This window comes from Helicobacter pylori, from assembly GCF_021062735.1.
Taxonomy (GTDB): Bacteria; Campylobacterota; Campylobacteria; order Campylobacterales; family Helicobacteraceae; genus Helicobacter; species Helicobacter pylori_DN.
Map to the genome: position 1 here is coordinate 1 of NZ_JAHXLB010000015.1, position 18,701 is coordinate 18,701.

General features: G+C 39.7%; 16 protein-coding genes. 5 read left to right on the forward strand and 11 right to left on the reverse strand.

The annotated features are described in order from the left end of the window. Positions 1–217 precede the first annotated feature (217 nt). Entirely contained in the window at positions 218–2,194 is a 1,977-nt protein-coding gene (gene uvrB, locus KX581_RS06720; RefSeq protein WP_231175922.1) for an excinuclease ABC subunit UvrB, read from the forward strand. Here the strand turns inward: uvrB and KX581_RS06725 are convergent. From KX581_RS06725 to KX581_RS06750, 6 genes are all read right to left on the reverse strand, one after another. Then, positions 2,191–3,024, reverse strand: coding sequence for an outer membrane protein (locus tag KX581_RS06725; RefSeq protein ID WP_231175923.1), 834 nt, complete (start codon positions 3,022–3,024; stop codon positions 2,191–2,193). The genes uvrB and KX581_RS06725 overlap by 4 nt on opposite strands. Before the next feature lie 68 nt (positions 3,025–3,092). Beyond that, a complete protein-coding gene (purB, locus tag KX581_RS06730; RefSeq protein WP_120872915.1) occupies positions 3,093–4,415 on the reverse strand; it encodes an adenylosuccinate lyase in 1,323 nt (440 codons plus the stop codon). 109 nt (positions 4,416–4,524) lie between these two features. Next, positions 4,525–5,469, reverse strand: a complete 945-nt coding sequence (locus KX581_RS06735) for a thiamine pyrophosphate-dependent enzyme (protein ID WP_000238160.1) — start codon at positions 5,467–5,469, stop codon at positions 4,525–4,527. 12 nt (positions 5,470–5,481) lie between these two features. Continuing rightward, the gene (locus tag KX581_RS06740) at positions 5,482–6,705 is read right to left on the reverse strand and encodes a 2-oxoacid:ferredoxin oxidoreductase subunit alpha (RefSeq protein WP_033757014.1); all 1,224 of its coding nucleotides are present in this window, start codon (positions 6,703–6,705) and stop codon (positions 5,482–5,484) included. Positions 6,706–6,714: 9 nt separating this feature from the next. Continuing rightward, on the reverse strand, positions 6,715–7,107 hold the full coding sequence (locus tag KX581_RS06745; RefSeq protein ID WP_000656174.1) for a 4Fe-4S dicluster-binding protein: 393 nt from the start codon (positions 7,105–7,107) through the stop codon (positions 6,715–6,717). Positions 7,108–7,122: 15 nt separating this feature from the next. Next, entirely contained in the window at positions 7,123–7,683 is a 561-nt protein-coding gene (locus tag KX581_RS06750) for a pyruvate flavodoxin oxidoreductase subunit gamma (protein WP_000486467.1), read from the reverse strand. A 288-nt stretch (positions 7,684–7,971) separates the two neighbouring features. On the opposite strand from KX581_RS06750, the gene KX581_RS06755 reads away from it, so the two are divergent. Continuing rightward, on the forward strand, positions 7,972–8,634 hold the full coding sequence (locus tag KX581_RS06755) for an outer membrane protein (RefSeq protein WP_021174749.1): 663 nt from the start codon (positions 7,972–7,974) through the stop codon (positions 8,632–8,634). A gap of 6 nt (positions 8,635–8,640) precedes the next feature. Here the strand turns inward: KX581_RS06755 and KX581_RS06760 are convergent, their stop codons facing one another. Continuing rightward, a complete protein-coding gene (locus KX581_RS06760; protein ID WP_231175924.1) occupies positions 8,641–9,948 on the reverse strand; it encodes a hypothetical protein in 1,308 nt (435 codons plus the stop codon). Positions 9,949–10,130: 182 nt separating this feature from the next. Here KX581_RS06760 and KX581_RS06765 point away from each other — a divergent pair, with 182 nt between their 5' ends. Together KX581_RS06765 and KX581_RS06770 are read left to right on the forward strand one after the other, a co-directional pair. Then, positions 10,131–11,327 (forward strand): glycosyltransferase family 8 protein, encoded by a 1,197-nt coding sequence (locus KX581_RS06765; RefSeq protein ID WP_231175925.1) that lies wholly within the window; start codon positions 10,131–10,133, stop codon positions 11,325–11,327. Positions 11,328–11,454: 127 nt separating this feature from the next. Then, a complete protein-coding gene (locus KX581_RS06770) occupies positions 11,455–12,621 on the forward strand; it encodes a glycosyltransferase family 8 protein (RefSeq protein ID WP_231175926.1) in 1,167 nt (388 codons plus the stop codon). Positions 12,622–12,632: 11 nt separating this feature from the next. On the opposite strand, the gene KX581_RS06775 is transcribed toward KX581_RS06770, so the two are convergent. The 4 genes from KX581_RS06775 to KX581_RS06790 form a co-directional block, all read right to left on the reverse strand. After that, positions 12,633–13,679 carry an NAD(P)-dependent alcohol dehydrogenase gene (locus tag KX581_RS06775; RefSeq protein WP_231175927.1) on the reverse strand — a complete coding sequence of 349 codons (1,047 nt, stop codon included), beginning with the start codon at positions 13,677–13,679 and terminating at the stop codon, positions 12,633–12,635. A 161-nt stretch (positions 13,680–13,840) separates the two neighbouring features. Then, the gene (locus KX581_RS06780) at positions 13,841–14,851 is read right to left on the reverse strand and encodes a glucokinase (RefSeq protein WP_231175928.1); all 1,011 of its coding nucleotides are present in this window, start codon (positions 14,849–14,851) and stop codon (positions 13,841–13,843) included. Continuing rightward, positions 14,838–15,521: a 6-phosphogluconolactonase gene (gene pgl, locus KX581_RS06785; RefSeq protein WP_231175929.1), complete on the reverse strand. Its 684-nt coding sequence runs from the start codon at positions 15,519–15,521 to the stop codon at positions 14,838–14,840. Before pgl ends, KX581_RS06780 begins: the two co-directional genes overlap by 14 nt. Before the next feature lie 10 nt (positions 15,522–15,531). Then, positions 15,532–16,809, reverse strand: a complete 1,278-nt coding sequence (locus tag KX581_RS06790; RefSeq protein ID WP_231175930.1) for a glucose-6-phosphate dehydrogenase — start codon at positions 16,807–16,809, stop codon at positions 15,532–15,534. A gap of 65 nt (positions 16,810–16,874) precedes the next feature. Here KX581_RS06790 and edd point away from each other — a divergent pair, with 65 nt between their 5' ends. Then, positions 16,875–18,701 (forward strand): phosphogluconate dehydratase, encoded by a 1,827-nt coding sequence (gene edd, locus KX581_RS06795; protein ID WP_231175931.1) that lies wholly within the window; start codon positions 16,875–16,877, stop codon positions 18,699–18,701.

Sequence of the window (18,701 nt, forward strand, 5' to 3'; positions counted from 1 at the left end):
GATAACTAACATTACCGAAGCAAAAGTTAGCGCTACAAATCAAATTAACACCAATAAGCAAGAAGTTTTAAACAATATCACGCAAGAAAAAAACCAAGCCACAAGCGAGATCACCGAAGCGAAAAAACGATCATTATCAAAACATTGATTTTTTTGAGATTGAATAAGGCGTGTTAAAAACCTACTATAATACCCCTAAAAAATGCGAGTTTTAAAGATGCCTTTATTTGATTTAAAAAGCCCTTATCCACCAGCAGGCGATCAGCCCCAAGCCATAGAAGCTTTAACAAAAAGCTTGAAAAATAACAACCATTATCAAACTCTAGTGGGGGTTACAGGAAGCGGTAAGACTTATACGATGGCCAATATCATCGCTCAAACCAATAAACCCGCTTTGATCATGAGCCATAATAAGACCTTATGTGCACAGCTTTATAGCGAATTTAAGGCGTTTTTCCCGCATAATAGGGTGGAGTATTTTATCTCCCACTTTGATTACTACCAGCCTGAAAGCTATATCCCTAGAAGGGATTTATTCATTGAAAAAGACAGCTCTATTAACGATGATTTGGAGCGTTTGAGATTGAGCGCGACCACCTCACTTTTAGGTTATGATGATGTTATCGTGATAGCGAGCGTTTCGGCTAATTATGGCTTGGGTAACCCTGAAGAATATCTAAAAGTCATGGAAAAAATCAAAGTGGGCGAGAAGCGCGCTTACAAGAGCTTTTTATTAAAGCTAGTGGAAATGGGTTATAGCCGTAATGAAGTGGTGTTTGATAGGGGGAGTTTCAGGGCGACCGGAGAATGCGTGGATATTTTCCCCGCTTATAATGACGCTGAATTTATTAGGATTGAATTTTTTGGCGATGAGATAGAAAGGATTGCTGTCTTTGACGCTTTAGAAAAAAATGAAATCAAGCGCTTGGATTCTGTCATGCTTTATGCAGCCAGTCAGTTTGCCGTAGGGAGTGAGAGATTAAATATAGCCATTAAAAGCATTGAAGATGAGCTCGCTTTAAGATTGAAATTTTTTAAAGAGCAGGATAAAATGCTTGAATACAACCGCCTCAAACAACGCACCGAGCATGATTTAGAAATGATTAGCGCGACCGGTGTGTGTAAGGGCATTGAAAATTACGCGCGCCATTTCACCGGTAAAGCCCCTAACGAAACGCCTTTTTGCTTGTTTGATTATTTAGGGATATTTGAGCGGGAGTTTTTAGTCATTGTGGATGAAAGCCATGTGAGTTTGCCGCAATTTGGGGGGATGTATGCAGGGGATATGAGTAGGAAAAGCGTTTTAGTGGAATATGGTTTTAGATTGCCTAGCGCTTTAGACAACCGCCCTTTAAAATTTGATGAATTTATCCATAAAAATTGCCAATTCCTTTTTGTGTCCGCTACGCCCAATAAGCTCGAATTAGAGCTTTCCAAAAAGAATGTCGCTGAGCAAATCATTCGCCCTACAGGGCTTTTAGACCCTAAATTTGAAGTGCGAGACAGCGATAAGCAAGTCCAGGATTTATTTGATGAAATCAAGTTAGTGGTGGCCAGAGATGAAAGGGTACTCATCACCACGCTCACTAAAAAAATGGCAGAAGAATTGTGCAAATATTATGCTGAATGGGGTTTGAAGGTGCGTTACATGCATAGTGAAATTGATGCGATTGAAAGAAATCACATCATCCGCTCTTTAAGGCTTAAAGAATTTGACATTTTAATAGGGATCAATCTTTTAAGAGAAGGGCTGGATTTGCCTGAAGTCTCTTTAGTAGCGATCATGGATGCGGATAAAGAAGGGTTTTTAAGGAGCGAAACAAGCCTCATTCAAACCATGGGGCGAGCCGCTAGAAACGCTAATGGCAAGGTTTTATTATACGCTAAAAAGATCACTCAAAGCATGCAAAAAGCCTTTGAGATCACTAGTTACAGGCGCGCTAAGCAAGAAGAGTTCAATAAAATCCATAATATCACCCCTAAAACCGTTACTCGTGCTTTAGAAGAGGAATTGAAATTAAGAGACGATGAGATTAGAATCGCTAAAGCCTTAAAAAAGGACAAAATGCCTAAAAGTGAAAGGGAAAAAATCATTAAAGAATTGGATAAAAAAATGCGAGAATGCGCGAAAAATTTGGATTTTGAAGAAGCGATGCGCTTGAGAGACGAAATCGCTCAATTAAGAACGCTTTAAAAACTATAAGTGTAGTTGAAATAAACCGAGTAATTGCGCCTGAAATCAACTTGGTATAACAAGCTGTTGATCCCGTATTCTAAAAATCGTAAAACCTTGAGGACATCTCCACTATTATTGCTAATGTTATTCATGGAATAATAATGGTTAAAATAATAAGTGGGGATTTTAATCCCAAAGCCAAATTGGTTGCGCTTATTCCCTAAACGAACCCCTAAATTTACCAAAAATTGGAAACCATTTGGATCCACTTTCCCGCCAAAAGTGTCTAAAAGAAGCGCTTGATACAATAACGCATCGCTCAATCTGCCATACACTCCAGCAAAAGCAATCCCTAGATTGAACCCGGCAAAAAACTTATCCCCATTATAAGCGTTAAACAATAAATCCATATAAGTGCCGTAAGTGGAAATGATGACAGACTGCGATTCTTGAGCGCCATAAAGAGAGGCGCTCAAATCATAAAATAGCCCCCACCTGAAGCCAAACCACTTCGTTTCTTCATGCTTACCCACCCATTTATAGCCTACCTGAACGCCAAAACCATTAGACACATACGAATTTTTAAAAACAGGGCTTAAGCCATCGCTAAAAATAATCTGGCTTTTATTGAATTGTTGGGATAAATTCAAGTTGCTGTAGTTGTGCTGAATGCTCCCCAACTGATACCCAAGCCCCAAATAAAACGCCGATCTATCCGCATAGCGTTTGATGGGCGAAACCACCTTTTTATTAAAAAAAGTGTAATCCCCTTTAGTCAAAACATCTTTAAAACCCTCTGCATTAAGTGTGCAAGAAAGCCCTAAAATTAAACATAACGCTCGTTTCAAAAAACCCCTTATTAAAACTTCAATTTTTTACCGCTTATTTTATAGTTTTGTTTTTGTAAAAACGCGCCTTATTCAAACACCCTTTTAAAAATCGCCCCCACATTTTTAGTGTAATACCCGTAATCAAAACATGCTTTGATTTCATCATCGCTCAAATATTTTTTCAAGCGTTCATCGTTGAGTAGGGCGTTTAAAAACAAATTTTCATCAGCGTTTTTAAAAGCGCCTTGTTGCAAAACCTCCCATATTTTCATCGCATTTTCTTGCACGATAGAATAGCTTTCTTCTCTGCTCAAACCTTTTTTAGGCAATTCCAATAACACCCGTTGCGAAAAGACTAGCCCCCCACTCAAAGCTAAATTTTTAAGCATGTTTTTAGGATAAACCACCAAATTTTCAATCACGCTGTTCAGGCGGCTGAGCATAAAATCGCTCGTGATAAACAGATCGGGTAATGCAAAACGCTCCACAGAGCTATGGCTCATGTCCCTTTCATGCCATAAGGCGACATTTTCTAGCATGGGGGTAGTAAAAGAGCGAATCACCCTGCAAAGCCCGGTGATATTCTCGCTCAATATGGGGTTTCTTTTGTGAGGCATCGCAGAGCTCCCTTTTTGCCCTGTTGAAAAAGCTTCTTCCACTTCATAGACTTCACTGCGTTGCAAATGGCGGATATTGATAGCGATTTTTTCACAACTGCTCGCTAAAAGAGCCAGATCGCATGCAAGCCTAGCGTAGCGGTCTCTTTGAATGACTTGATTGCTGATATTGGCGGTTTTTAAGCCTAAAAACTCGCACGCTAATTCTTCTAATTCTAAAGGGGCGTGCGCGAAATTCCCCATAGCCCCACTGATCGCTCCCACGCTGATAAATTCCATTGTTAAATCTAAGGCTTTTAAATGCCGTTTGATTTCATCAGCAAAAAGGGCTAACACTAAGCCAAAAGTAATGGGTTCGCCAAACACCCCATGGCTTCTGCCTACCATTAGCGTGTCTTTATGCTCTAAAGCCCTGTTTTTAAGGGTTTCATAGAGGTTTTTAACGCCTTTTTGAATGAGTTTTAAGCTTTTTGTCATCAATAACGCCATAGCCGTATCAATGCAATCGCTAGAAGTGATCCCATAATGAAAGAAGCGGGATTCTTCGCCCAAGCTTTCAGCCACGCAAGTGGTGAAAGCGATTAAATCATGTTTGGTGGTTTTTTCAATTTCTTTGATGCGCTCAAGGTTGAATGCCGCTTTAGCACAGATTTTTTCACAATCGCTATCTTGGATTCGCCCAAGCTTGTTCCACGCCTTAACGACAGCTTTTTCCACTTCTAAATAGGTTTCAAACTTGGTTTGCTCATTCCATAGGGCTTTCATTTCTTCATTCGCATAGCGTTCTAACACCGACAATCCTTAAAATCAAAATGGGATTTATGTTACTTTAAAGGGGTTTAAAAAGTCAAGGGGGAAAATCATACAAGACGCCAAAAAGCGCCTTGATTTAATGGAAGGGTTATACTTTAGCTTCTTCTCTGCGTTGCAAGTATTCCCAACGCTCATTCACATCTTTTTGCAATTCTTCAATAATGTGTTCGTTTTCCTTTTTGAAAAGGTGTTTGAAGCGTTTTTGAGCCCCTAAATAATCCCTTACAGGAATGATATTTCTTGGGCGGTAAGTGATTTTCAATTCCCTGCCATTAAAGATTTCAAATAAAGGGAACATCAAGCTATCCACAGCCATATCCGCTAATTCAATGGTTTTATTGGATTCAAATTTCCATTCAGTCGTGCATGGGCTAAGAGCGTTGATGAAGCAAGGCCCTTCAGTGTCTAGCGCGGTTTTAATCTTTTTGTTCATGTCTTTCCATTTGTTAGGCGAGAGCTGCGCCACATAAGGGACTCCATGGCTTGCCATGATATTGACGATGTCTTTTTTCTTTTCTTTTTTACCAAAGCTCACCGATCCTGCTGGCGTGGTAGAAGTGCTAGCCCCTAATGGCGTAGAGCCGCTTCTTTGACCGCCGGTATTGGCGTAGTTTTCATTATCTAGGCAAATGTAAGTCATGTCATGCCCTCTTTCCATGCAACCGCTGATGAATTGAAGACCAATATCATAACTAGCCCCATCGCCCCCAAACGCCACAAATTTTGGTTTTTGACCTTGATAGCGGCCCTTATTCACTAGCGCTTTATACATCGCCTCCACCCCTGAAATCGCCGTAGAGCCGTTTTCAAAACCAATATGGATCCAAGGCACATCCCATGAAGTGTGAGGATACACAGCCGAGCATACCTCTAAACAACCGGTAGAATTGCCTAAAACAATAGGCCCATCTACAGCGTTTAAAACTTCGCGCACAATAATGCCATGCCCGCAGCCCGGACAAAGCAAGTGCGAGCCTTGAAATTTTTCAGCGCTTTGGCTAAAACCTTTGAGTGTTTTGACTTCTTTTACCATGATATTTCCTTTTTAAAAAAAGCTCATTTTAGGGCCGTGCAAGCCTACGAATTGTTGGGTAGGGTGCGTGAGCGTGCCTTTAAGAGCGTCTTCATTGATTTCTTCAAAAATTTCGCATAAATGCGCGATTGTCATATCCCTTTCACCTAAACCATAAATGTAGTTAGACACCACGGGGTGTTTAGTCCCTTGCGTTTGATACACCGCGCTCGTTACCTCATTAAACATCGCCCCCATAGCACCCGCTGGAGAGCTTTTGTCTAAAATCGCTAAAGCTTTAAGATTTTTCAAATCCTGCCCTAATCTTTCATAAGGGAAGGGGCGTAAGGAGTGGATGGTAGCCACGCCGGCCTTAATGCCTTTTTTACGCATTTCTTTAGCCGCTACGATCGCTGATTCATAAGTAGTGCCTAACGCAAAGATAGCGATTTCAGCGTCTTCTAGCTGGAAAGTTTTAGTCAAATGGTATTGTCTGCCTGTGAGTTTAGCGAAATCATTAAACACTTCTTCAATCACAGAAGACGCGCTCATGATCGCGTGGTGGAGTTGGGCTTTATGCTCATAATGCCATTCTTCTTCAGCTTGTGCACCATAGCTTACCGGTTTATCAAAATCCAAAAGGGAATGTTTGGTTTGGTATTCACCTACGAATTGGTAAGCCACTGCATCGCTCAAAGGGCGGACATTTTGCACGGTGTGCGAGCATAAAAAACCATCTTGATTGACAATAGTAGGCACACGCACCTTTTGATGCTCTGCGATTTTAAACGCCATTAAAGTGAAATCATAAGCTTCTTGAGGGTTGCATGTGCATAAACTGATCCAGCCAGAATCCCTACTCAAATACATATCAGAATGATCGCCATGGATATTTAAAGGGGCTGCTAGAGCGCGATTGACTAAATTCAAAACGATAGGCAAACGCATGCCAGAAGCCTGGTATAAAACCTCTACCATTAACGCCAAACCTTGAGAGCTAGTCGCAGTGCTGACCCTTCCACCTGCAGCTGCAGCTCCCACGCATGCGCTCATGGCGGCATGCTCAGATTCCACTAAAACAAACTCGCCATCAACATAGCCATTATCCTTAAACGAGCCATAATTTTGCACAATGGGCGTTGATGGGGTGATAGGATAGGCTGCAATGACATCAATTTGAACCTGTCTTAAAGCATTAGAGCTAGCGGTATTGCCATCCCACACTTCTATCTCTTGTAATTCAATACTTCTTGCCATATTTTTTCCTTATGATTTTTTCTTTTCTTGTTTTTGCGGCCATTGAGTGAGGGCGGTAGCGGGCTCAATTTGCTCTTCAAACATCCATAGGGATTTAGGGTTAGTGGGGCAGACATCCACGCACACGCCACAGCCTTTACAATGAGAATAATCCACGCCTTTTAACTTGCCCTCTCTTGAAAGAATGGCAGCGTCTGGGCAATAAACCCAACAATTAAAGCAATTGATGCAAATATTATTGTTATGCACAGGCTTAGCCACGCGCCAATGAGCCACTGAAGTGGTGAAGTAGCTTTGCTCGGTGTAATGGCGCTCATCGTTGTGTTTTTCCATTTCGCTTTGCGCGTTTTTTTCAAAAGGGAAGAGCACCGCTCCCATTTCAAATTCATTCCAATCTTTCATCTTTAATCCTTAATGTTATTGAACTTCTTCATAAGCTCTTTGGATAGCGAGCATGTTAGCGTCAATGACTTCTTGCGTGAGTTTTTTGCCTAAAACTTTCTTAAAAGCTTCTTTAAAAGCCCCAATTTCAAGCATGCCAGACACTTTCATTAACGCCCCTAGCATGGGCGTGTTAGGGATGGGGCGTTTTAAGGTTTCCATAGAGATTTTTAAACAATCCACTAAAAACACCTTACGGGTTTTTAATTCAGGTTTTTTTTCAAACAATTCTTCTTTGTTAAGATAGCTGGTGATGATATAGGTCGTGTCTTCTTTTTCATTAGCGAAGATGTTTTCAATGAAAACCAAACCAGGGTCAATCACCAGCACATAATCAGGCTGCATGAAGCGCTCATGGTTTAAAATAGGCTCATCATCAACGCGGTTATAAGCCATCATAGCAGCCCCCCTTTTAGCTGAACCATAGGAAGCGAACGCTTGCACTTCTTTGCCTGTTTTTGAAATCACATCAGCCAATCCTTTAGCACCGGTGATAGCGCCTTGACCAGCTCGCGCATGCCATCTAATTTGAAACATGGTAATATGTCTCCTTAATATCGTATAAAATAAATTGAATTTAGCCCAAATATTATACAAGAAAAACTATTAATGTGTCTTATAACAATATCTTTTTAGGAATTTTTATAGGAAAATGGGGGCATACTTACAAGAATTATGGCTATTTTATGGCTATTTATTCTAAAAAGATAGGCGTTCTTAATAAAAACCACTAATATTTATTTTAAACTTTGTTATTATTAGGGCGTGATTTGATCTTAATCTATTAGGGCAAGTGTGGGGCAGGATAACAAAAGGAATTGGGTTATGAATAAAACAACGGTTAAAATATTGATGGGCATGGCGTTATTATCATCGCTTCAAGCCGCAGAGGCAGAGCTTGATGAAAAATCAAAAAAACCTAAATTTGCGGACAGGAATACATTTTATTTAGGGGTTGGGTATCAGCTTAGCGCGATCAACACATCTTTTAGCACCGAGTCTGTAGATAAATCGTATTTCATGACCGGCAATGGCTTTGGTGTGGTGTTAGGGGGGAAATTTGTGGCTAAAACGCAAGCTGTAGAGCATGTGGGTTTCCGTTACGGGTTGTTTTATGATCAGACTTTTTCTTCTCACAAATCCTATATTTCTACCTATGGTTTGGAATTTAGCGGTTTGTGGGACGCTTTCAATTCGCCAAAGATGTTTTTAGGGTTAGAGTTTGGCTTAGGCATCGCTGGGGCGACTTACATGCCAGGAGGGGCTATGCATGGGATTATCGCTCAAAATTTAGGCAAAGAAAATTCGCTTTTCCAATTGCTTGTGAAAGTGGGTTTTCGTTTTGGCTTTTTACACAATGAAATCACTTTCGGGTTGAAATTCCCTTTCATTCCTAACAAAAGAACTGAAATTATTGATGGCTTGAGTGCGACTACTTTATGGCATCGCTTACCGGTCGCTTATTTCAATTATATCTATAATTTTTAGATATAGTTATTTAGAGGTTTTAGATTTGACAAAATCAATTAACTCTCGTGTGTCTATGGTTAGGGTTAAGAATTGCTGATAAGTGGTGATCCACTTGCCCCCTTTCCCATACAAATGATACCCATCGCCCCCACCTAAAAAGTTAAAAAACGCATCCGCTCGCACGCTCACCCATTTATTTTTATAAACATAATAAAGCCCTATCATGTCAAAATTAGGGGCTCTATACCATGGCAATCCGGTATAAAGGGATTGGCCATAAGTGGCGTAAAAGTGCATTTGGGGTTTGTTGGAAAAATAGTATCTGTTAAAAATCCCAAAGCCTTTGTATTGCGCTTGGGCGTAAAATTCCCCCCCAAAGCTGTTATAAAATTGAGCGTTTCTACACTCGCTAGCGTAACGCACGCAATAATGGGTTTGAGACGACTGCGTGCCAAAAGTCATAAAAATATTATCCATATAAGGCATGAGATTTTTAAAATCCGCTTTTAAATAAGCATGGTAATAAACCCTGTCTAAAATGGTAGGGTTAGAGTATTTCCCTATTTCTCCGCCTTGTGGGTTATTTTTTTGACTGAAATAGGGGTAGCCATTAGGCCATTGTGGGGTTACATCGCCTGGTTTTAAGTAGGAATTACCGCCGTAAGGGTAATTATCTCCCATGCTATGATGGCTGGCGTTATGAAAAATGACAAGCTGTCCCCCCAAACCTAAATACCCTTTAAGAAACTGAAATTCTGAAGAAATAAAATACAAGAATTGATCAAAATCGTAATTTTTCTTTTTGGGCTGGTTGTTCCAATTACGCCCCCCATACCAATCAACAACGCCCTCAAACCACCCGTTCCACCAGCGATTAGGATCATAAGCTGGTTTGAATTGAAACGCTCCTCCCCTAAAAGTAGGGTCTATAAACCAAAAAAGTTTTTTAAAAGCGCTTAAAGGGTAATGCCCTATTTGATAGCTTCGTGGCACAATGCCTAAAAAAAACCTCAAATTTTTCCCTATGTATTGGTAATACATCGTAACCCCCCATGAATAAGGGAAATAACTATAATGCGTGTGTAAATTTTGAATGAACCACGCTCCAAACATCAAGGCCTGTCTTTTGTCTAATTGAACGCCAATTTGAGGCATGAGACGACCTTGCATTTTGGTTAGGCTATTCCAATAGGGGTTGTTGGCTGGGGCCACTAAATTGAAATTAAAGCTCATAAACTTCAAGTCATAGACAAAACTAGCTGCTTTTATTAGGGGTGGTGTTAAAAAACCTGAAAATAACAACGCGCAAAGAGATTTTTTTAAGAAAATCAAATTAGAATACAGCCCCTTTCATCATCTTTTAAAATTGTAGCATTTAAAATAGTAGCACTTTAAAGACAAGACACGATTTTAAATTAATTTTCATTAAAAACAGCATAAAAACCAAAAACAAAACCCTTTCAAGTTCGGTTTTTTTTGGATAAAATAGCTTTTAAAAAGGGCGTTTAATTTTTATGACTTCAGCTTCAAGCCATTCTCTTAAAGAACAAGATTTTCATATCCCTATCGCTTTTGCTTTTGATAAGAATTATCTCATTCCTGCGGGCGCGTGTATTTATTCCTTGCTAGAAAGCATCGCTAAAGCCAATAAAAAAATTCGTTACACCCTATACGCTTTAGTGGTAGGTTTGGATGAAGAAGATAAAGCAAAGCTCCACCAAATTACAGAGCCTTTTAAAGAATTTGCTGCTTTAGAAGTGAAAGACATTGAACCTTTTTTAGACACCATCCCTAACCCTTTTGATGAGGATTTCACCAAGCGTTTTTCTAAAATGGTGTTAGTGAAGTATTTTCTAGCGGATTTGTTCCCCAAATATTCCAAAATGGTGTGGAGCGATGTGGATGTCATCTTTTGCAATGAATTTAGCGCTGATTTCTTAAACATTAAAGAAGATGATGAGAATTATTTTTATGGGGTTTTAGAAGTTGAAAAGCACCACATGATGGAAGGGTTTTTGTTTTGTCATTTAGATTACCAGCGCAAGAAAAATTTCACCTTAAGAATGCATGATCTTTTAAAGGGGAATGAGGCTAAAGGGGAGTTGGATTTTACGAAATGGTGTTGGCCTAACATGAAAGCTTTAGGGATTGAATATTGCGTTTTCCCTTATTATTACACCATTAAAGATTTTTCTAATGCGTATTTAAACGAGAATTACAAGAAAACCATTTTAGAGGCGCGAGAAAACCCTACCATTATCCACTATGACGCTTGGTGGGGGGCGGTGAAGCCTTGGGACTATCCTTTTGGTTTAAAAGCGGATTTGTGGCTGAACGCTTTGGCTAAAACCCCATTTATGAGCGATTACACTAAGAAAATGCACACCAATGAGAGCTTTTATACCACAAAAATGGCTGAGCAGCATTATTTTTCTTCAGTAAAGTCTTCAAAAGAAATTGTTTTTAAAGCTCCGTATTTGTTTTTCAAATCGTATTTGTTTGTTGTGTTTAAAGAAAGGAAAATCCATTCAAGAGTTTTTGAATTAACTTGTAATTTAGTGAAAAAATTTTTCAATAAGCTTATTTATTTTGTGTTTTTGATGCCTAAAGCGTTAGCTAAAAGGGTGGTTAGTAAGATCCTTAGAGTTTTAGGGCTTCATGGGATTGTTAAAAAAATCCTAATCAAACTCAAGCTTTTAAGAAAGGGCTAGAGTAAAGGGGTTAAAACCTTTCTTTAAATTAATTTTCATTAAAAACAGCATAAAAACCAAAAACAGAACCCTTTCAAGTTCGGTTTTTTTTGGATAAAATAGCTTTTAAAAAGGGCGTTTAATTTTTATGACTTCAGCTTCAAGCCATTCTCTTAAAGAACAAGATTTTCATATCCCTATCGCTTTTGCTTTTGATAAGAATTATCTCATTCCTGCGGGCGCGTGTATTTATTCCTTGCTAGAAAGCATCGCTAAAGCCAATAAAAAAATTCGTTACACCCTATACGCTTTAGTGGTAGGTTTGGATGAAGAAGATAAAGCAAAGCTCCACCAAATTACAGAGCCTTTTAAAGAATTTGCTGCTTTAGAAGTGAAAGACATTGAACCTTTTTTAGACGCTATCCCTAACCCTTTTGATGAGGATTTCACCAAGCGTTTTTCTAAAATGGTGTTAGTGAAGTATTTTTTGGCGGATTTATTCCCCAAATATTCTAAAATGGTGTGGAGCGATGTGGATGTTATCTTTTGCAATGAATTTAGCGCTGATTTCTTAAGCATTAAAGAAAATGATGAGAATTATTTTTATGGGGTTTATGACAAAATATACCCGTATGAAGGCTTTTTTTATTGCAACTTAACTTACCAGCGAAAAAATCAATTTTGTAAAAAAATATTGGAAATCATACGCGCGCAAAAAATAGATAAAGAACCGCAATTGACAGAATTTTGTCGTTCAAAGATCGCACCATTAAAAATAGAGTATTGCATTTTCCCACACTATTATAGTCTTTCTGAAGAACATTTAAAGGGCGTGGCCAATGCAATTTATCATAACACCATTAAACAAGCCCTAAGAGAACCTATCGTTATACAATATGACTCTCATCCTTATTTTCAAATCAAGCCTTGGACATATCCTTTTGGTTTAAAAGCGGATTTATGGCTGAACGCTTTGGCTAAAACCCCATTTATGAGCGATTGGTCTTATTTGATTACAGGGGGTGGGGAGATAGGTGGAGAAAAATGGCACCACTACCATAGCATTGCCGCTTATCATTACTACTTTCCTTTATGGAAAGCAGAAGAACAGATTGCCCATGACGCTTTTAAGACATTTTTAAAACATTATTTTTTACACATTCATGAGATTCCCCAAAACGCAAGGCGAAGACTATTCAAATATTGCATTTCAATACCGCTCAAGAGTTTTATTAGTAAAACCCTTAAAATTTTAAAACTCCATGCACTGGTGAAAAAAATCCTAATCCAACTCAAGCTCTTAAAAAAGAGCTAGAGCCAAAACTTTTAATCAAACGATTTTTTCATGTCAATCACATAGCGGAATTTCGCTTTCCCATGGGTTAGGTTATGATAAGCGGTGTCAATATCCTTGCCTAAAATCAAATCCACTTCAGGGTAAATATTGTGTTTGATAGAAAAATCCATCATCTCTTGGGTTTCTTTAATGCCCCCAATCAATGAGCCATAAACCTTGCGATTGCCCAAATGGATAAATTCAAAAACATTGAGTGCTGGAGCAACTTCTACAGGAGGGAGCCCTACAAGGGCTAATTCGCCACTATAAGTTAAGAGCTTGAGATAGTCTTTTAAATCGTAATGGGTAGGAATGGTTGAAATGATAAAATCCAATTCTTCTTTGCATTGTTTGGGGTCTGTGTAGAAATGTTTGACCCCCATGCTTAAAGCGTCCTGCTTTTTGTGTTCGTTTCTTGCAAAAACGCTCACTTCAGCCCCCATAGCCACAGCGTATTTGACCGCCATGCTTCCTAGCCCACCAAACCCAGCGACGCCCACTTTTGTGCCTTTAGTAACCTTAGAAAATTTTAAGGGCGAATAAGTGGTGATGCCTGCGCAAAGCAAGGGGGCTACTTTTTCTAAAGGAGCGTTTTTATCTACGCTAATCACATAGTTTTCATCCACGACAATATTATTAGAGTATCCGCCCATGTGGGGTTCGTTGCCATGGAAAGAATCCAAACAATCATAAGTAAATACCACTTTGGCACAAAATTGCTCTTGGTGTTCTTTACAGGGCTTACACGCCTTGCATGAATTGACAAAACAGCCCACGCCCACCACATCGCCAACCTTAAATTTCTTAACTTCCTTACCCGCTTCTTTGATGACCCCAGCAATTTCATGCCCAGGAACCATAGGGTAAATGCCTTCTTTCCATTCGCTATAAGCGCTATGAATATCGCTATGGCAAATCCCTGCATAAAGAATGTCAATCAACACGTCTTTAGGGCCTACAGCATGGCGGCTAAAATCATGGGGTTTGAAATGCCCGTCTTTAGAAAAAATAGCAAAACCTTTAGATGGAACTCTCATTAAAACTCCTTGTTTTATTAAAATACCGCTATTGTATCGTTTTTATGGTTTGCTTATGTTTTTATAGGTTTAACTAATTTTATAGCTGTTGGTTATATGGTATCGTTGTTTGGCGCACTCAAACACACCCCTTGTATAAGCCCGCTTCTATCTTAACGCTGCTATATCTTATCATGCAGTAAATAATTCTCTAACGCAATGCCCGCCCCATCAAGTCCCGGAGTTTTTTTCAGCACGACATGCACAGGGATAGAAGCGAGAAACGCTCCCATGCGCCCTTTCGTTTCAAAACGCGCTCTAAAGGGCGAAGTTTTAAAATAATCAATGAATCGTGGGATAATCCCCCCACACAAATACACGCCCCCTCTAGCCCCCAAAGTGAGAGCCACATCAGCAGCGAGCGTGCCTAGCATGGAGCAAAAAGTGTCCAAAGTCAATCGGCATATAGGGTAATCCCCATTCAAAGCGCGTTCGCTAATGATTTGTGGGGTTAATTCAGCCTTGCTTAACTTCGCCACTTTTTCTAAGCCTTTGCGTTTAGACAGGGCTTCATAAATCAACACCAAACCGCTTCCGCTCAAAAACCTTTCCGCACTCACATGATTGAATTTAGAGCGGGCGTATTGCCACACTAAAATTTCTAAATCATCAAAAGGGGCAAAGCTCACATGCCCCCCTTCACCGGGCAAGACTTTTAAAGAGCCATCGCCATTTTGGATAAGAGTGCTTACCCCAAGCCCAGTTCCTGGCCCTAAAATCGCTTTAGGAGCGTTGATCTCACATTTAATCCCGCCTATTTGAGCCAGATCGTTTTCTTGCATCGCGCTAATGGCATAGGCTTGCGCGACAAAATCATTGATGACAAGCAATTTTTTTAAATTCAAACATTGCCGTGTCGTTTCAATAGAAAAAGTCCAGTGGTTGTTAGTCATTTGGACAAAATCCCCCATAATGGGCGTAGCCACCGCAAAAGAGCCATAAGTAGGGTGCAGTTTAAGGCTTTCTTTGCATTTAGAAAGATAAAATCGCACCGCATCGCTCAAGCTTTCAAAATCTTTGCATGGCAAGACTTCAATGCATTCAATCTGTCGTGGGGCGACTTCCAAGCCAAAGCGTGCGTTCGTGCCGCCAATATCGGCTAATAGTCTTGGGTAAGTTTCAGTTTTTGGCATAAAACACCTCCGTGGTAACTTTTTGAGAATGTAAAATCCGAGCGATCGGCAGAGAATAGGGAGCGTTTTCTTTTAAAGCTTTTTCTAAAACCCCCCTTTTTTCTACCCCACTAATGCTTAAGAAAAGTTTTTCGCAATTTTCTAAGGCGTTAACAGACATGCTCAGGCGTTCATAAGGAGCGTTAATTGGCTTAGTCAAGACGATATTTTCTTTTTCTTCGTTTAAAAAAGCGCTCGTTTCGGGAAAGAGGCTAGCCGTATGCCCATCAGTCCCCATGCCCAAAATGGCTAAATGGGGCTGTTTGAAATGCTGGTTAGCAAAATGAAAAAGCGCGTTTGTATCGCTAGAAATCTTTTCAGGCAAAAGCGGGATGAAAGAAGCTTTTAAGGCGTTATTTTGCAACAAGTAGTCGTGCAATAATTTAGTGTTGCTATCATCATGGCTTGTGTCTATAATGCGTTCATCTACCAAACTGATTAAACACTCATGCCATTTGAGATCTAAAACGCTCAATTTTTGCAACAAACTAATGGGCGAACGGCCCCCAGAAAAAGCGATAGAAACTTGATGGTGCTTTTTTAAGGCGGTGTTAAAAAATTCTTTAAAACGCTCTATTAAAGCCTTGTGGCAATCTTTCAAATTTTCAAATTCAAACAATTGATAACCCATGAAATCCCTTTTATTGATAGAGTGGTTTTAAAAATTCTAATTCGTTTAAATTGTGGCTTTCATAGGAATATAAGGGCGTGGCATTATTCATAAAACCCTCTATGAGCGTGTCAATAAAAACCCATGACGCTTCTAATTCCAACTGGTGGGCGAAATTATTGTGGTTATTTTGTATCGCATCATAGAGCAATTTAGCGTAGGGCTGTAAAAATTCTTGTTTGTTATGGGTTTCTAAAATAAGGGGGTTTTGATGATCTTGTAGGGTGAGGGTGATTTTATCTTGAGAGAGAAAAAATTCTAGCGTATTGATTGCGTTAAAATGGATTTTCACGCTCGCTTGGTTGCGGGGCATTTTTTTAGCGTGCTTAAGGTAGAAAGGCACGCCTTTAAATTTAGGCGTATCCAAAAAGGCTTTAATAGCGATAAAAGTCTCTGTTTGGCTCTCTTTATGGACCTTATTTTCATCTCTATAGCCTTGATACTGGGCCCGAATAACCTGTTTTTTAAAATCTTTAGGGGGTTGTAAGGTTTTTAAAACTTTGATTTTTTCTTTCCTCAAATCCTTTAAGTCGTTGGGTAAGTCTGTAGCGATAAGGGATAAAACTTGCAAGAGATGGTTTTGAACCATATCCCTTAAAGCCCCGATTTTATCGTAAAATTCGCCCCTTTCTTCCACCCCTAAAGTCTCATATACGCAGATTTCAACCGCACTGATTTGATCCCATAAAATGTTTAAGATAGGGTTATTTAAGCGCAATTCAAGGATATTTTGAACGCCCTTTTTCCCTAAATAATGATCGATTCTAAAGATTTGTTCTTCTTTAAAAAAAGCGCTAATGCTTTGGAAAATCTCTTTACAAGTCTTTAAATCATGCCCTAAAGGCTTTTCTAAAATCAAGCGAGTGTTAGTGTGATTGAGCGCGTTTTGGGCTAAATGTTGGGCGGTCGTTGCAAAAAAACTAGGCGAGATAGAAAAGTAGAAAATCAAGGGTTTATTTTTTGTAGCGATTTTACTCAATTCTTCAAAGTCTTTAGGGTTATCCAAACGGATGTGCAAATAACTGATATGGGCTAAAAATTCCTCACCCTTTTGTCTTGAATGCAACTGCGTTTTTTCACAAAGGAGCGCTAAAAATTCTTCATTGGATAGTTCCTTGCGCCCCGATGCGATAATTTTAGAATCTTTTTTAAAACCATAATGAGTATAAATTTCATAGAGCGAAACAAAGAGCTTTCGCATGGCTAAATCCCCAGTCGCACCAAAAAGAACCAAATCAAAATCCAACATCAATAACCCTTTTAGAGTGTTTTTAAGTTATTATTATATATTAAATCTTAATTGAAGGGGTGTTCATGCCTAAGCATTCTTTAGAACAAATCAAAGAAAAAATTACAGAGCGTAGCAAAAAAACCAGAGAGCTTTATTTAGAAAATATCTTTAACCCTAAAAACCAGCCCAAGATTGAGAGCTTGGGTTGCGCGAATATTGCACATGTTACAGCGAGCATGCCAGAGCATTTAAAGATGCCTTTAGGTTCGCATAAAAGAAAGCATTTTGCGATTATCACCGCTTATAACGACATGCTTTCAGCCCACCAACCTTTTAAAAATTACCCTGACTGGATTAAAAAAGAGTTGCAAGAGCATAACGCTTATGCGAGCGTCGCTAGTGGGGTGCCAGCGATGTGTGATGGTATCACGCAGGGTTATGATGGAATGGAATTGAGCTTGTTCAGTAGAGATGTGATCGCCTTAAGCACCGCCGTAGGGTTAAGCCATAATGTTTTTGACGGGGCGTTTTTTTTGGGCGTGTGCGATAAAATCGTGCCAGGCTTGCTCATAGGAGCGTTAAGCTTTGGGAATTTAGCGAGCGTGTTTGTGCCAAGCGGGCCTATGGTGAGCGGGATAGAAAATTATAAAAAAGCCAAAGCACGCCAAGATTTTGCAATGGGAAAGATCAACAGAGAAGAGCTTTTAAAAGTGGAAATGCAAAGCTATCATGATGTGGGCACTTGCACTTTTTATGGCACGGCTAATTCTAACCAAATGATGATGGAGTTTATGGGGTTGCATGTGGCTAATTCTAGCTTTATCAACCCTAATAACCCCTTACGGAAGGTTTTAGTAGAAGAGAGCGCGAAAAGATTAGCGAGCGGGAAAGTTCTGCCTTTAGCCAAACTCATTGATGAAAAAAGCGTTCTTAACGCTCTCATAGGCTTAATGGCAACCGGAGGTTCTACTAACCACACTTTGCATTTGATCGCTATCGCTAGATCGTGTGGGGTGATTCTCAATTGGGACGATTTTGACGCTGTTTCTAACCTCATACCCCTTTTAGCTAAAGTCTATCCTAACGGATCAGCGGATGTGAACGCTTTTGAAGCGTGTGGGGGCTTAGCGTTTGTGATTAAAGAATTGCTAAAAGAGGGGCTTTTATTTGAAGACGCTCATACCATTATGGATACAGAAACGCAAAAAGGCATGCAAAATTACACCAAAACCCCCTTTTTAGAAAACGACCACTTGGTGTATAAAGACGCTGTTAATCATAGCTTGAATACGGACATTTTACGCCCTGTTAGCGAGCCTTTTGCCGCTAATGGGGGGCTTAAAATCTTAAAGGGTAATTTGGGGCGGGCCGTGATTAAAATCTCAGCCATTAAAGATGAGCATAGGAAAGTTAAGGCTAGAGCGATTGTTTTTAAAACCCAAAGCGAATTTTTAGAACGCTTTAAAAATAAAGAATTAGAAAGGGACTTTGTGGCGGTCTTGCCTTTCCAAGGACCTAAGTCTAACGGCATGCCAGAATTGCACAAACTCACCACGAATTTAGGGGCTTTACAGGATATGGGTTACAAGGTCGCACTGGTTACGGATGGGCGCATGAGCGGGGCGAGCGGGAAAGTGCCTAGCGCGATCCATTTAAGCCCTGAGGGAGCGTTAAACGGGGCGATCATTAAGATTAAAGATGGCGATTGGATAGAATTAGACGCTCCTAATAACGCTTTGAATGTGCTTGAAAAGGATTTTGAAAATAGAGGTATCAACCCCTTGTTTTTAGAAACCTTAAAAAATTTAGAAAAGCCTACTTTTGGGCTGGGCAGGGAATTATTTACAAGCTTGAGATTGAATGTTAATACCGCTGAAGAGGGTGGCATGAGTTTTGGTATAAAGGTATAA